Here is a 14,279-nt window from a genome sequence, read left to right as displayed (position 1 = left end):
TCCAATGTTGCTTGTTGACGGCTTGATCGCCTGCGTTATCGGTAGATGATCAATATCGGGCGGAACGAACAAGGGCTAAAAATGCAGCCACTCAAGCAGGAACGCGCAGGCGCGGCCAACCAGCCGGGATTGCTGGCACCGGACACGACGGGGATGAATTTCTACCGGGCCGATCCGGCGCTGACGGATTTGCTCAAGCTGCATCTTCCCGAAGCGCTGTTCCGGCACATCGAGCCGCATCTCGATCGCCTCGGCGGGCTCGCGGGCGGCTATCTCGACGAATGCGCACGGCTGGCCGACCGCCACACGCCGGTGCTGCACCAGCGCGACCGCTTCGGGCGCGATTCGCAATACATCGAATATCATCCGGCCTATCGCGAGCTGGAGAAGGCCGCGTTCGGCGAGTTCGGCATTCACGCGATGTCGATCCGCAAGGGCATCATGGGCTGGCCGGACAAATATCCCGTCGTCGCCAAGCACGCCTTTACGTTCCTGTTCAACCAGACCGAATTCGGCATGGGTTGCCCGATCAACGTCACCGACGGTTGCGCCAAGCTCTTGAACAATTTCGGCAGCGACGCCTTGAAGGCGCGCTATCTCGACGGCCTGACCCAGACCGACATGAGCAAGCTGACCCAGGGCGGCCAGTTCATGACCGAGAAGGAAGGCGGCTCCGACGTCGGCACGCTGACCACAACGGCTGTGCAGGAAGGCGATCACTGGCGTCTGCATGGCGAGAAATGGTTCTGCTCCAATGCGGACGCCGAGGTGGTGATGCTGCTGGCACGGCCGGAAGGCGCCGGCCCCGGCACCCGGGGCGTCGGCCTGTTCCTAATGCCGCGGCGGCTGGAGGACGGCTCGCAAAACCACTACCGGATCGTGCGGCTAAAGGACAAGCTCGGCACCCGCTCGATGGCCTCGGGTGAGATCAAACTGGAAGGCGCGATTGCCTATGCGGTCGGCAAGCTCGATCGCGGCTTCGTGCAGATGGCCGAGATGGTCAATTCGTCCAGGCTTTCCAATGGCGTCAAATCCACCGCGCTGATGCGGCGCGCGTATCATGACGCGATGACGGTGGCGCGAAACCGCGTGGTGTTCGGCCAGCGCATCATCGACCTGCCGCTGGCGCGGCGGCAATTGATGAAGATCATGTTGCCGACCGAGCAGGCGCTGTCGATGAGTTTTCTCACCGCCGATGCGCTGGATCGTGCCGAGGCCGGCAGCCAGGATGCGGCGGCGCTGCTGCGGATCCTGACCCCGACCCTGAAATTCCGCGCCACCCGCGACGCCCGCAAGGTGTGCGGCGATGCGCTGGAGATGCGCGGCGGCATCGGTTACATCGAGGAATTCGCCACCGCGCGGCTGTTGCGCGATGCCCATCTCGGTTCGATCTGGGAAGGCACCGGCAACATCGTCGCGATCGATGCGTTGAAGCGCGCGGTCGGCCGCCATGGCGCAGATGGCGCGCTCGCCGCCGACCTGCACGCCCGGCTCGACGACAGCGCCAATGTGCCGCAGACCTGGCGCAAGCGTCTCGGCGATCTTGCCGATCGCGCCATCGGCTTTGCGCGACAGGTCGCCGCCAAATCCGACAATGAAGGGGACGCGCGGCGTGCGACGAGCCTGCTTTACCATGTCGCCAGCGCGGTGGCGCTGGCCTGGGAAGGCGGGCGGATTCACGAGATGCGCGGCGACGCGCGCCGGCTGCTGCTGTCGCGCATGGTCATCGACCATCGCGTGTCGCCGGGCGATCCGTTCCAGCTCACGGAAAGTGCCGCGCAACGTGCAATTACCGGACACCTGCTCGGCGAGCGCGCGATCGGCATGGCCGAGGTTGGCGAATTGCTTTCGGCAGCGTAGGCTGTGGCCACGCAAGGTTCTGGTTCAAGAAACATAAAATAAAGGGAGTGCCCATGAAGGCCGCCGTACTGTTCGAAGTCAACAAGCCGCTGCAGATCGAGGATGTCAGCGTGCCGAATCCCGGCCCGCGCGAAGTCCTGATCCGTACCCGCGTCGCCGGCCTCTGTCACTCCGACCTGCACTTCATGGAAGGGCTGTATCCGCACCCGCTGCCCGCGGTGCTCGGCCATGAGTCCGCCGGGGTCGTCGAGAAGGTCGGCTCGGACGTGACCTATGTGAAGCCCGGCGATCACGTCGTGACGTGCCTGTCGGTGTTCTGCGGCACCTGCGACAACTGCACCACCGGCCGCACCGTGCTCTGCACCGACACCACCGTGAAGATGCTGCCGGGCGCTTCCAACCGGCTGTCCTGGGCGCGTTCGGAGAAGCTCAACCAGTTCCTCAACCTGTCGTCGTTCGCCGAGCAGATGCTGGTGCACGAAAACGCCATCGTCAAAATCCGCAAGGACATGCCGCTGGAACTGGCGGCGCTGATCGGCTGCGGCGTCATCACCGGCTATGGGGCTGTCGTGAACACCGCCAAGGTCACCGCCGGCGAAACCGTAGCCGTGATCGGCTGCGGCGGCGTCGGCATGGCGGCGATCAACGGTGCGGCGATTGCCGGTGCCGGCCGCATCATCGCGATCGACACCAATCCGGCCAAGCTGCAGTTGGCCACCAAGTTAGGGGCCACCGACGTCGTCGATCCCCGCAACGGCGACGTGGTGCAGCAGGTCCGCGATCTCACCAATGGCGGCGTGCAGCACTCGTTCGAAGTGCTGGGACGGAAAGACACCGCGGAACAGTCGTTCGCCATGCTGGCGCCCGGCGGCACCGCGACCATCGTCGGCATGATTCCGTTCGGTCAGAAGATCGAGCTGCACGGCTTCGATTTCTTGCGCGAGCGCCGGATCCAGGGCTCGTCGATGGGCTCCAACCATTTCCGTGTCGACATGCCCCGCCTTATCGAATTCTACATGCGCGGCAAGCTGCATCTGGAAGACTGGATCTCGGCCAAGTTGAAGCTTTCCGAGATCAACGAGGGCTTTGCCAACATGAAGGCCGGCAAGACGCTGCGCAGCGTGATCATGTTTGATAGCTGATGGATAGACAGCCGTCGTCCCGGCGAAGGCCGGGACCCATACGCCGCGGCCGATGTAAGCGGCACAATGGGAGACGGCTGTCATTCCGGGATGGTCCGAAGGACCAGACCCGGAATCTCGAGATTCCGGGTTCGATGCTTCGCATCGCCCCGGAATGACGGTGTTAGACCCTACCGCGACACGTGCGCCGACACCGCCAGCCACTTGCCGTTCTGCTTCGCCCAGCAATCGGTGTAGCGCCCGTGGGCCTTTGTACCATCCGCCGTCGTATAGCTGGTGGTGGCGTGGATGATGGCGAAGTCGCCGAGGACGCGGATCTTCACGTCGTGCTCTTTCAGATTCCTGATCGTGACCGGCAGGGCCGTTTGCTTGAGAAACCCGGCGCGGTCGACCAGCGACTTGTCGGGATTGGAGCAATAGAACTCCGGCGCCAGGATTTCGTCGAAGCGCTTGACGTCGCAGTTCTGCACCGAGGCGACGTAGTCTCGGTTGAGCGCGGTGAGTTGGTCGAGGTCGCTGGACATTGATTCCTCCCGTTATTCGCCCTCTCCGTCATTGCGAGGAGCGAAGCGACGAAGCAATCCATTCTTCGAGTGGAAAGATGGATTGCTTCGCTTCGCTCGCAATGACGGGTTTAGGTTCTGTGCCCAGTTCTAATCATCAAACATCTTCGGCGGCACGAAGCCGCCGAATTCGCGTTCGATCAGCTCGGCCAATTTCAGCGGCGTCCGATCCTCCAGCCACGGGCCGACGATCTGCACGCCGACCGGAAGTCCATCGGGCGCGAAGCCGGTCGGGATCGCGGTCGAGGGCAGGCCGGGCAGCGTGGCGATGCCGGGCCAGGCGAGCTGGTCGGGATAGACGTAGTCCTTGCCGTCGATGCTGATGCGGCGCTGTTCCTGGTCGGCGGAATGATCGTGTGGGTAGGCCGGTGTCGGCATGACCGGGCAGATCACCGCGTCGTAAGTCTTGAACAGCTCGCGCCATTGCGCCCGCAGGCGCGAACGGCCGCCGTCGTCCATCAGCCAGTCGCGATGGCTCTGTGCGATGCCGCGCAGACGCTCGGCGCCGAGGCTGGTCTCGCTGGCGGGCAGCGCCGCGGCGGCGGCCTTCGCCCCGGCATAGATCTCCGGCGGGAAGGATGCGCCCAGGAACGACATCAGCCTTCGCATGTAGAGCCGGGTCGAGGCGGTAAAGTCGGGCAACAACGGACTGCTGCGGTCGACCTTGACGCCGGCCTTGGCAAGATTTGCGGCCAGTGTTTCCAGCGTCCCGCGTACCGCCTTGTCGGTCGGCAACACCGGATCGGTATCGATCAGCAGCACGCGGAAATTCTTCAGTTCGGTGTGGCGCGCGGCCGGCAGTTCCAGTCGGTAGCCGATGCCGGCGTCAAGCGGGTCGGGTCCCGCCATCGCGTCCAGCAGCAAAGCGAGATCGGCAGCACCGCGCGCCATCGGCCCGATCACGCTGAGGTCGCGGTTCGATGGCAGCGGCGGTATAGGCGGCGCCACGTGACCGCGCATCGCAACGAGATCGAAGGTCGGCTTGTGGGCGTAGACGCCGCAATGAAATGCCGGCACGCGCAGCGAGCCGCCGATATCGGAGCCGATCGACAGCGGACCATAGCCCGCGGCCAGCGCCGCCGACGATCCGCCGGAGGAGCCGCCCGGCGTGCGGCCGAGGTCGAACGGATTGTTGGTGGTGCCGTAAATCTCGTTGTAGCTCTGCCAGTCAGCGAGCGCGATCGGCACGTTGGTTTTGCCGAGAATGACGCAACCCGCTTCCTTGACGCGCGTGATCGGCAGCGAATCTTCCTTGGCGATGAAGTCCTTGTAAACCGGATTACCCCAGGTCGTCGGCAGGCCCGCGATGTTGTAGGATTCCTTCACGGTCAGCGGGATGCCGAGCAGCGGCTTCTTCACCCCGCGCGCCAGTTCGGCGTCGGCGGCGCGGGCGGCGTCGAGACCGCGCTCGAAATCGCGCACACAGATCGCATTGACCTTGGCGTCGTGTCGCTCGATGCGGCCGATGACGTCCTGCGCCAGTTCGACCGCGCTGACTTTCCTCGCAGCCAGCGCCGCCGATGTTTCGACGGCGGTCTTGAAGCTCCATTCCGATTTGGCCAAGGCGTGCTCCCGGGTCTGCAGATGTTTTGTCATTGAATGCGGCGAATGATGCTCAGTTTGCATCATCGCTGCAAGAGCAATGGCTGTACAGCGGCGCGTCAGTCATGCAGCTAGGCTATTGGCGAAAGCGCCGCGTACACGCTAGTCTCTCGATCAACAAAAAATGAAAATGGCGGGAGGTGTCATGAGACTGGCTCAGGTGGCGGGTGCTGCATTCGCGATTGCCATCGGCGGCGCAACCATGGCTAATGCGGCCGAGATCAGGCTCGCCGAACAGTTCTCGATGGGCTACCTGCAATTCAACGTCATGAAGCGGGACAGACTGATCGAGAAATACGCCACGCAGCGTGGCCTGAAGGATTTCAAGGTATCGTGGCAGCGCTTCAACGGGCCGGTGGCGATGAACGAGGCGCTGCTGTCGAATTCGACCGACATCGTCAGCGGCGGCGTGCCGGGCCTGATCACGCTGTGGGACAAGACCCAGGGCACGTCGTTCGAGGTCAAGGGTATCTGCGCGCTGAGCTCGCAACCGTTTCTGCTCAACACCGCCAATCCGGATATCAAGTCGATCAAGGATTTTGGCGAGCGCGACCGCATCGGCGTGCCCTCCATCAAAGTTTCGGTGCAGGCGGTGGTGTTGCAGATGGCGGCAGCCGCCGCCTTCGGCGAGGAAAACTATGCCAAGCTGGATCCGCTGACGGTGTCGATGTCGCCGCCGGACGCGACGATTGCGATGCTGAGCGGGGCAGGCGGGGTCAATTCGGCTTTCAGCGTGCCGCCGTTCCAGTTCCAGCAACTGGAGCAGAAGAACATCCACACCGTGTTGTCATCGTTCGACGTGCTGGGCCCGCACTCCTTTACGGTGGCGTGGACCTCGGCGCGCTTCCGCAAGGACAATCCTGAGCTCTATGCCGCGTTTCTCGATGCCGTAAAGGAAGCGACCGCGATCATTGCCGCCGACCCCAAAGGCACCGCGCAAAGCTGGATCGACGATACCGGCTCCAAGCTGCCTTTGGAGACCGTGACCAGGGTCGTGATGGGCCCGAGCGTCGAATGGACCATGACGCCGGCGGCGACGATGAAGTTCGCCAAATTCATGCGCAAGGTCGGCACCACCAAACACGAGCCGGCGTCGTGGAAGGAGATGTTCTTCCCGGAGATCGGCGGGTTGAACGGGAGTTGAGCCGAGCCTGTTGCGTCAGGGCTGGTATGGCCGCGCGGAGGCGTGCGGCATCGGATTGACGGGCACCCTGACGGGGTCGCTTGCGCCGGACTTGCTGTCCGGAACCGGAAAGGCGTAGCCGACGATCGTCTTGATGACGAGGCGGTCGGACGCCGGCGTCAGGCCATACCCGACGCCGAAATTGACGTCGAAAGCACCGAGCTTGAAATCGGTAACGGCAAACAGCGTGTGCTGCTGATCGCTGAGCTTCTTGAAATTCCCGATCTCGCCGAGATCGGCGTAGTGCTCGAGCCCGATAGAGAAATCCGGGCCGAGCTTTTTCGCCAGCCGCGCCGCCGGGGCGAAGTCAGCCTCGCCGTTTTTTCCGAAGCCGATATCGACGATCGGGTTGACGATGAACTCGTAGTCGCCCTGGCGAACGCCGATGATGGGCCGGATCTCCAGCCCGAACCGGGTCTGCGAAAATTTCGGTGTCGAGTTCGACAACTCGAAATTGACGCCGTAGAAAAAGTTGCGCTGCTCGGCATTGGGCGAGACGAACAATGTCCGCAGCTTGAAAGAGTCGGACAGGAATTGCTGATTCTGCACCGCGAATGGCAGATAAAGCCCGACCTCCCACCAGTCGGTGACACCATAGGCAAACTCGGGCGTCCCGTTGAGGCTGCCGTTGGAAACGAGGCCGCCGGGAAACGGCGGATCCTTTTGCCCGAGCGCGACGTAATTGAGGTGCTGCTGAATCGTGAACTGGCCGGGCGCCGCGATTCCGGCGTTGTAGACTTGGATTTCGTCGACGGCCCAAGCGGGTTGGGCCAGCATCAGCGAGAAAGCCGCCCCCGCCAGGACGCCAAGTCGGAAGCGGTCACCGCGTTTGAAGCTTCGTTTCATGGCCGCCCCGCTAGGCGGCCCCGATCAGAATGCCGACCGCGAGCACGATGGCGCCGCCGAGCACGATCTGGAACACCGCCTGCAGGAACGGCGTGTCCATGTAGCGCGCGCGAATATAGGCAATCGCCCACAATTCGAAGAACACCACGATGCCGGCAATGGCGGTCGCGATCCAGAACGCGTTCGCCCACGTGTCCGGGACCAGATAAGGCATGGTGTGGCCGAGGCCGCCGAGCGTCGTCATCAGGCCGCAGGTGATTCCACGCAGCCAGGGCGAGCCGCGCCCGGTTAGCGAGCCGTCATCGGACAGCGCTTCGGCAAACCCCATGCTGATGCCGGCGCCGATCGAGGCGGCGAGGCCGACCAGAAAGGTCTGCCAGTTGTGATGCGTGGCGAAGGCCGCGGCGAACAACGGCGCCAGCGTCGAGACGGAGCCGTCCATCAGCCCGGCGAGGCCGGGCTGGACATATTGCAGCACGAACATGCGCCGGCGCGTCTTGTCTTCCTCGGCGCGCACGTCGGGGCTGAGGATCTTGTCGGTCAGCTTCACGGCAAGCTTCTCGTGGCCCTTTTCCTCCTCGGCGAGGTCGCCGAGCAACCGGCGCACGCCGACATCCTCGGCCCTCTCGGCAGCCTTGATGTAGAATTGCTCGGCCTGCAGCTCCATGGTCTCGACCTCCTTGCGGATGGTGTCGAGCGGCAGGTTCTTGGTCAGCCAGATCGGGCGGCGGCGCAGGAATCCGCGGACGTCCTCGCGGCGGATCGGCGGCAGATGCGGGCCGAAGCGCTGCTCGTACATTTCGAGCAGGCGGTGGCGATGGCCGCGTTCCTCCTCGGCCATTTCCTCGAAGACCTTGGCCGAATCCGGATAGCGCTCGGCCAGATCCTCCGCGAAGCTCATATAGATGCGGCTGTCCTCTTCCTCCGAGGAGATCGCAACCGCCAGCACCTCGCGCTCGGTCAGGTCGGCGAAATTCTTCACGGCGGGGCTCCAATGATCAACTTAGAACTATTCTAAATTGATATAGAGCACCGCATTTCCGAGGTCAAATCGTTTAGCCGGCCGGTTTGGCCTGTTGCAGGAACTGCAGCAACAACCGGCTCACTTCGGCGGGCTGCTCCTGCTGCACCCAGTGGCCGGCGCCGTCGACGAGATGGCAGCCGATCATGTTGGTGCAGGCTTTGGATTGCATCGCCTCGTAGACGCCGGGGCGCTGATAGGTGCCCCAGTCCTGCTTGCCAGAGATGAAAGCGGAGGGCACGTCGATGGTCCGCCCCGACGACCAGGTCTGCAATTCCGGCAGGAACGCGCCTGAGGTGCCGCAGCGGTACCATTGCAGGCCGCCCTGGAAGCCGGTGCGGGCATATTCGGCGCTGTAAAAGGAAAGCTCGCTGTCGGGCAGCCAGCGGTTGGCGGCGATTTCGGCAGGTGAAGGCATTTCCGCCGCAACGGTCGCGGCCATGTCCTTGGCGAGATCCATCACGTAATAGGTCGGCAGTTTCGCCAGTTCGCCCGCCGACCATGATTGCAGCGGATAAGGCGTGTTGGCTTTCCAGTCCGCGCTCTTGTGATGGTAATAGCCGCGCAGGAAATCATGCACGCCTTGCGGCGCGTGCTGCATGTCGGCATTGGCCGGGCGCGTTGAATAGTACCACTGGTAGTGCTTACGCGGCCGCGGCAGCGCTGCGAGGTCACGATGCACGGGATCTTCTGCGGCCGGCTTGGCCGGCCCATCAGCGGTGTTGAACGGCAGTGGCGGCACGCCGCCGAACGGCGCGCTCATCAGCGCGACCGAGCGAAACACATCCGGCCGGATCAACGCACACCAGGCCGCGACCGACGAGCCGAAATCATGGCCGAACACGGCGTCGACGTGCTTATAACCAAACGCCGACACCAGCCCGAGCGCGTCGCGCACCAGGTTGGTGAGCCGGAACGGGCTCAGGTCGCCGTCATAATCGGCGCTCCATCCGGTGGTGCGGCCATAGCCGCGCTGGTCCGGCGCGATCACGTGATAGCCGGCGGCCGCAAGCGTGGGCATCACCTTGCGCCAGGAGAACGCGAGTTCGGGAAAGCCGTGCAGCAGCAGCACGCAGGGCCGGCCCGGCGTCTCGAAGCCGGCCTCGAGCACATGCATGCGCAGGCCGTTGATGTTGTCGACATAGCGCGAGCGGATGGTGGCGGGGAGCGGGATGTCGGGGAGGGGGGTGGTCATTTCGTTTCCTCGTCATGGCCGGACGAAAGCGCGAAGCGCGTCTTTACTGGATGTCCCAGCCATCCACGTCTTCTTATGTCGTGGACTGTAAAGACGTGGATGCCCGGGACAAGCCCGGGCATGACGGCGGTGAGGTCGGTAGGGTGGGCAAAGGCGCATCGCGCCGTGCCCACCATCTATCCTCGTGCTGTGTTCTCAATGGTGGGCACGCTTCGCTTTGCCCACCCTACGAATTCACGCCTTCGCGGCCTTCGGCCAATACTTGTCGCGCAGATGCCGCTTCACCAGTTTCCCCGTTGGCGTGCGCGGCAGTTCAGCCTCAAAATCGATGCTCTTCGGGCATTTGATCGGCGACAGGTGCTTGCGGCAGAACACGATCAGTTCGGCCTCCAGCTCCTTGCCGGCCTTGGCCATGTCGTGCGGCTGCACCACGGCCTTGACCTCTTCGCCCATCTCCTCGTTCGGCACGCCGAACACCGCGACGTCGGCAACGCCGGGATGGGTGATCAGCACGTCCTCGGTCTCCTGCGGGTAAATGTTCACACCGCCGGAGATGATCATGTAGGACTTGCGGTCGGTGAGGTAGAGATAGCCTTCGTCGTCGAGATAGCCGACGTCGCCGAGCGTCGACCAGCCTTTATCGTTGTAGGCGCGTTTCGTTTTCTCGGGATCGTTGTGATAGGTGAAAACCGGTGCGTCGGCGAAATACACCGTGCCGATCTGGCCCACCGGCATCTCAGCATCGTTCTCGTCCAGAATCTTGATCTTGCCGACCACGGCGCGGCCGACGGTGCCGCGATGGGTCAGCCATTGCTGCGAGGTGGAGACCGTGACGCCGTTGCCTTCGGAGCCGGCGTAGTACTCGATCAGGATCGGCCCCCACCATTCGATCATCCTGGCCTTGACGTCGATCGGGCAGGGCGCGGCGGCGTGGATTGCGCCCTTCAGCGAGGAGACGTTGTAGCGGGTGCGGACGTCTTCCGGGAGCTTCAGCATGCGCACGAACATGGTCGGCACCAGCTGCGACTGGGTGATCTTGTACTTCTCGACCAGTTTTAGAAATTCCTCGGCGTCGAAATGCTCCATGATGATCGAGGTGCCGCCGAGCGTGATCGCCATCATGTTGAAGCGCAGCGGAGCCGCGTGATAGAGCGGCGCCGGCGACAGATAGATGCTGTCGGAGGTCATGCCGCACATGTCGGCGCAGAGAACTTTCAGGAACGGGTTCGGCAGATCGATCGGATTGTTCTCCGATGCCCGCTTGATGCCCTTGGGCCGTCCGGTGGTGCCCGATGAATACAGCATGTCGTAGCCGGCGACTTCGTCCACGATCGGCGTCGTCGGCATCGCGATCGCTTCTCTGTCCCAGCAGCGAAAGCCAGCTTCGGGTTCGTCGACCATGAAGAATAGCGGCTCGCCCGCTTCGCCCTTGACCAGGCTCCTGACCTGCTCGGCGCATTTCGGCGAGGTGATGAAGGCCTTGGCGCCGCAATCCTTGACGATATAGGCGATCTCGTCCTGGGTCAGGTAACGGCTGATCGCGGTGTAATAGAGCCCCGCGCGCTGCGCCGCCCAGCAGATCTCCATGAACGCCAGACGGTTTTCCATCAGGAAGGCGATGTGGTCGCCGGCCTTGAGGCCGAGCGAACGAAACAGTTGCGCGCCCTGGTTCGAAAGCTCGTCGAGTTCGCGATAGGTGATCGCCTTGCCGGTGCCCGCCATCTGATAGGCGATCTTGTTCGGCACGGTGCGGGCGTAGATGGACGGATGGGTCATGGCGTTTCCTAGGGCAAAATATCGTCGTCGTCCCGGCCTAGTGCGCAATTGCGCACGGGAGCCGGGACCCATAACCGCCAATGGTGATGAGAGAAGCGCGGTGCTAGTTCTGAGTGCTAACACTTCCGCTTGGGGTTATGGGTCCCGACTCCTGATGCGCAATTGCGCATCAAGGCCGGGACGACACCGTTGTTGGTACTGCGTCAGCTGTTGCTGAACTTACAGCCGCTCGACGATCGTCACATTCGCCATGCCGCCGCCTTCGCACATGGTCTGCAGGCCGTAGCGCTTGTTGCGCTGCTTGAGCGCGTTGACCAGCGTGGCCATCAGCTTGGTGCCGGAGCCGCCGAGCGGATGGCCGAGCGCGATGGCGCCGCCGTTGATGTTGAGCCGTGCCGGATCGGCGCCGGTGGTCTTCAGCCAGGCGGTCGGCACCGAGGCAAAGGCCTCGTTGACCTCGAACAGGTCGATGTCGTCGATCGACATGCCGGCCTTCTGCAACGCGCGCTGGGTCGCCGGCAGCGGCGCTTCCAGCATGATCACGGGATCACCGCCCATCATGGTCAGGTGATGGATGCGCGCCATCGGCTTGACGCCGAGCGACTTCAGGCCGCGTTCGTTGACAATCATCACGCCGGAGGCGCCGTCGCAGATCTGGCTGGCGCTGGCGGCGGTGAGCTTGCCGCCTTCGGCGATCAGCTTGACGCCCTTGATGCCGTCGAGGGTGGCATCGAAGCGGATGCCTTCATCGATGTGGTGGGTGTCGGTCGAGCCGTCGGCGCGGGTGATCTGCAGCGGAACGATCTCGTCCTTGAAGGCGCCGGCCTGGGTCGCCGCGATCGCGCGCTGATGGCTGTTGTAGGAGTATTCGTCGAGCTGGTCCTTCGAGAGACCGTATTTCTCCGCCATCATTTCCGCGCCGGTGAACTGGCTGAACATGATGTTCGGATAGCGCTTCTCCATGCCCGGGCTCTTGTAATGGCCAAAGCCGTTCTTGGCCGGCAGCGACGAGGCGAGGCCCATCGGCACCCGGGTCATCGATTCCACGCCGGCGGCGATCACGATGTCCATGGTGCCAGACATCACGGCCTGCGCCGCGAAATGCAGCGCCTGCTGCGAGGAGCCGCACTGGCGGTCGATCGAGGTGGCTGGCACGCTCTCCGGCAGTTTCGAGGCCATCACGGCGTTGCGGGCGATATTGTTGGACTGTTCACCGGCCTGCATCACGCAGCCCATGATGACGTCTTCGACCTGGGCGGGATCGGCGCCGGTGCGCTCAATCAGTGAATCCAGCACGGACGCGGCGAGGTCGGCCGGATGCCAGCCGGCGAGACGTCCCCCCTTGCGGCCGCCTGCGGTACGTGCGGTGGCGACGATATAGGCCTCGGCCATGTCTGTTCTCCCTGAATTGTTTGTTGGATGGAAAAGTTGGGCCGGATTTAAGGGGTGGTCCGGGATTTAGTCAATCAATCAATTAACTCTTGAGTGCAGCCGCGGCATGCGCTTATGTGCGGCCGGATTTCGGACCAGGCAGTGATGGGATCACAGTTGAATACCAGCGTACCGACGAGGCTTCCGGGCGGAAAAAATTCCACCGCCGAGAAGCTGCTTGTCGCGGCCAGCGAGCTGATGATCGAGCGTGCCTCGATCGAAGTCTCGCTTTCCGACATCGCGCAGAAGTCCGGCGTCAACGCAGCCCTGGTGAAATACCATTTCGGCAACAAGGACGGGCTGTTGCTGGCGCTTTTGGCGCGCGACGCCGCCACCGAAATGAGCCAGCTTGAATATTTGATCAGCCAGCCGATCGCTCCGGCCGCAAAACTGCGCCTGCATATCGGCGGCATCATTCGCGCCTATCACCAGTTCCCCTACATGAACCGGCTGATCCATTATCTGCTGCATGAAAGCAGCGCGGAGGCCGCCGACGAAGTCTCGAAATTCTTCGTGGCGCCGCTGCTGGATTTTCAGCGCCGGCTGCTCGCCGAAGGCGTCAAGGCCGGCGAGTTTCGCGATATCGATCCGGTCATGTTCTACACCAGCCTGGTCGGCGCCTGCGATCACCTGTTCTTCGGCCGCCACGCAATGTCGCGTGCGACCGGCGTGGGTCCGGTCACGGATGAAGTATGCCGCCAGTACATCAAGCACATGGAAGCGCTGATCTGTGGCGGAATGCTGCAAGAGAAGAAGGGGCGAATGGCTGACGGTGAATAGCGTATGGAATTGTAAAGCCATTCGCTATTCACCGTCAGCTACTCGCCAAACAAGTCTAGAGAAGAAACGCCCCAAGGAAAGGTTATCAAGATGCAGTTGAAAGACGTTGCCGTTCTCATCACCGGTGGTGGCTCCGGCCTCGGCGCCGCCACCGCCCGCGCCATGGCGGCCAAGGGTGCGAAGATCGGCGTGATCGACCAGAACAAGGAAAATGCCGAAAAGGTCGCCGCCGAAGTGAAGGGCGTTGCCCTCCACGCTGACGTCACCGACGAGGAAGCCATCAAAGCCGCGATTGCCAAGGCGGAAGCCGCCCACGGCATCGCCCGCGTGCTGATGAACTGCGCCGGCATCGGCGGATCGCAGCGTATCGTCGGCAAGGACGGCGTCTATCCGCTGGCGAAGTTCGTCCGCATCATCAACGTCAACTTGATCGGCACCTTCAACGTGCTGCGCCTGTTCGCCGAACGGCTGGCGACCGAGGCCCCGATCGGCGAAGAGCGTGGCGTCGCCATCAACACCGCCAGCGTCGCGGCCTATGAAGGCCAAATCGGCCAGATCGCCTACTCCGCCTCGAAGGGCGGCGTCGTCGGCCTGACGCTGCCGGCCGCGCGCGACCTCGCCAGCCTCAAGATCCGCGTCAACACCATCGCGCCGGGCCTGTTCCTGACGCCGCTGCTGATGGGCCTGAACGAAGAAGCCCGCAAGAGCCTCGGCGCCCAGGTGCCGCATCCGGCCCGCCTCGGCGATGCCTCTGAGTACGGCAACCTCGCGGTTCATATCGTCGAGAACCCGATGCTCAACGGCGAGACCATCCGTCTCGACGGCGCGATTCGCATGGCGCCGCGGTAGTTGTTGTTTGCGGAGAACCCCCAGCGAGTCG

12 protein-coding genes are annotated in these 14,279 nt (G+C 63.2%); 5 read left to right on the top strand and 7 right to left on the bottom strand.

The window, feature by feature from the left end; all coding sequences use genetic code 11:
- Positions 1 to 81 precede the first annotated feature (81 nt).
- Both BLS26_RS13960 and BLS26_RS13955 read left to right on the top strand, forming a co-directional pair.
- The gene (locus BLS26_RS13960) at positions 82 to 1,860 is read left to right on the top strand and encodes an acyl-CoA dehydrogenase family protein (RefSeq protein WP_092511948.1); all 1,779 of its coding nucleotides are present in this window, start codon (positions 82 to 84) and stop codon (positions 1,858 to 1,860) included.
- Between the two features lie 53 nt (positions 1,861 to 1,913).
- Positions 1,914 to 3,002 carry a Zn-dependent alcohol dehydrogenase gene (locus tag BLS26_RS13955; RefSeq protein WP_092511946.1) on the top strand — a complete coding sequence of 363 codons (1,089 nt, stop codon included), beginning with the start codon at positions 1,914 to 1,916 and terminating at the stop codon, positions 3,000 to 3,002.
- Positions 3,003 to 3,172: 170 nt separating this feature from the next.
- On the opposite strand, the gene BLS26_RS13950 is transcribed toward BLS26_RS13955, so the two are convergent.
- Positions 3,173 to 3,526, bottom strand: a complete 354-nt coding sequence (locus BLS26_RS13950; protein ID WP_092511944.1) for a nuclear transport factor 2 family protein — start codon at positions 3,524 to 3,526, stop codon at positions 3,173 to 3,175.
- 129 nt (positions 3,527 to 3,655) lie between these two features.
- The gene (locus tag BLS26_RS13945; protein ID WP_092518035.1) at positions 3,656 to 5,128 is read right to left on the bottom strand and encodes an amidase; all 1,473 of its coding nucleotides are present in this window, start codon (positions 5,126 to 5,128) and stop codon (positions 3,656 to 3,658) included.
- A gap of 184 nt (positions 5,129 to 5,312) precedes the next feature.
- Between BLS26_RS13945 and BLS26_RS13940 the strand changes: the two genes are divergently transcribed.
- Entirely contained in the window at positions 5,313 to 6,311 is a 999-nt protein-coding gene (locus tag BLS26_RS13940) for an ABC transporter substrate-binding protein (protein ID WP_157676443.1), read from the top strand.
- A 15-nt stretch (positions 6,312 to 6,326) separates the two neighbouring features.
- On the opposite strand, the gene BLS26_RS13935 is transcribed toward BLS26_RS13940, so the two are convergent.
- From BLS26_RS13935 to BLS26_RS13915, 5 genes are all read right to left on the bottom strand, one after another.
- Positions 6,327 to 7,196 (bottom strand): hypothetical protein, encoded by an 870-nt coding sequence (locus BLS26_RS13935; protein WP_092511940.1) that lies wholly within the window; start codon positions 7,194 to 7,196, stop codon positions 6,327 to 6,329.
- Between the two features lie 10 nt (positions 7,197 to 7,206).
- The gene (mbfA, locus tag BLS26_RS13930; RefSeq protein WP_092511937.1) at positions 7,207 to 8,178 is read right to left on the bottom strand and encodes an iron exporter MbfA; all 972 of its coding nucleotides are present in this window, start codon (positions 8,176 to 8,178) and stop codon (positions 7,207 to 7,209) included.
- A gap of 73 nt (positions 8,179 to 8,251) precedes the next feature.
- Positions 8,252 to 9,412 (bottom strand): alpha/beta fold hydrolase, encoded by a 1,161-nt coding sequence (locus BLS26_RS13925; protein WP_092511935.1) that lies wholly within the window; start codon positions 9,410 to 9,412, stop codon positions 8,252 to 8,254.
- Positions 9,413 to 9,646: 234 nt separating this feature from the next.
- Complete coding sequence (locus tag BLS26_RS13920) at positions 9,647 to 11,188, bottom strand: acyl-CoA synthetase (RefSeq protein WP_092511933.1); 1,542 nt, start codon at positions 11,186 to 11,188, stop codon at positions 9,647 to 9,649.
- 219 nt (positions 11,189 to 11,407) lie between these two features.
- Entirely contained in the window at positions 11,408 to 12,580 is a 1,173-nt protein-coding gene (locus tag BLS26_RS13915; RefSeq protein WP_092511931.1) for an acetyl-CoA C-acetyltransferase, read from the bottom strand.
- A 144-nt stretch (positions 12,581 to 12,724) separates the two neighbouring features.
- On the opposite strand from BLS26_RS13915, the gene BLS26_RS13910 reads away from it, so the two are divergent.
- Together BLS26_RS13910 and BLS26_RS13905 are read left to right on the top strand one after the other, a co-directional pair.
- On the top strand, positions 12,725 to 13,399 hold the full coding sequence (locus BLS26_RS13910) for a TetR family transcriptional regulator (RefSeq protein WP_172804604.1): 675 nt from the start codon (positions 12,725 to 12,727) through the stop codon (positions 13,397 to 13,399).
- 90 nt (positions 13,400 to 13,489) lie between these two features.
- Positions 13,490 to 14,248, top strand: a complete 759-nt coding sequence (locus tag BLS26_RS13905) for an SDR family NAD(P)-dependent oxidoreductase (RefSeq protein WP_066513200.1) — start codon at positions 13,490 to 13,492, stop codon at positions 14,246 to 14,248.
- Positions 14,249 to 14,279: the final 31 nt, after the last annotated feature.

It is taken from the genome of Afipia sp. GAS231, assembly GCF_900103365.1.
Lineage (GTDB): Bacteria > Pseudomonadota > Alphaproteobacteria > Rhizobiales > Xanthobacteraceae > Bradyrhizobium.
Note: the sequence above shows the minus strand (reverse complement) of the source record. Positions and strands in the feature narration are given on the sequence as shown.

Bases quoted from the DNA above. Each gene is read 5' to 3' on its own strand.
- BLS26_RS13960 (WP_092511948.1), top strand. From the start codon at position 82: ATGCAGCCACTCAAGCAGGAACGCGCAGGCGCGGCCAACCAGCCGGGA.
- BLS26_RS13910 (WP_172804604.1), top strand. From the start codon at position 12,725: ATGGGATCACAGTTGAATACCAGCGTACCGACGAGGCTTCCGGGCGGA.
- BLS26_RS13925 (WP_092511935.1), bottom strand. From the start codon at position 9,412: ATGACCACCCCCCTCCCCGACATCCCGCTCCCCGCCACCATCCGCTCG.
- BLS26_RS13915 (WP_092511931.1), bottom strand. From the start codon at position 12,580: ATGGCCGAGGCCTATATCGTCGCCACCGCACGTACCGCAGGCGGCCGC.
- BLS26_RS13935 (WP_092511940.1), bottom strand. From the start codon at position 7,196: ATGAAACGAAGCTTCAAACGCGGTGACCGCTTCCGACTTGGCGTCCTG.
- BLS26_RS13950 (WP_092511944.1), bottom strand. From the start codon at position 3,526: ATGTCCAGCGACCTCGACCAACTCACCGCGCTCAACCGAGACTACGTC.
- BLS26_RS13955 (WP_092511946.1), top strand. From the start codon at position 1,914: ATGAAGGCCGCCGTACTGTTCGAAGTCAACAAGCCGCTGCAGATCGAG.
- BLS26_RS13940 (WP_157676443.1), top strand. From the start codon at position 5,313: ATGAGACTGGCTCAGGTGGCGGGTGCTGCATTCGCGATTGCCATCGGC.
- BLS26_RS13920 (WP_092511933.1), bottom strand. From the start codon at position 11,188: ATGACCCATCCGTCCATCTACGCCCGCACCGTGCCGAACAAGATCGCC.
- BLS26_RS13905 (WP_066513200.1), top strand. From the start codon at position 13,490: ATGCAGTTGAAAGACGTTGCCGTTCTCATCACCGGTGGTGGCTCCGGC.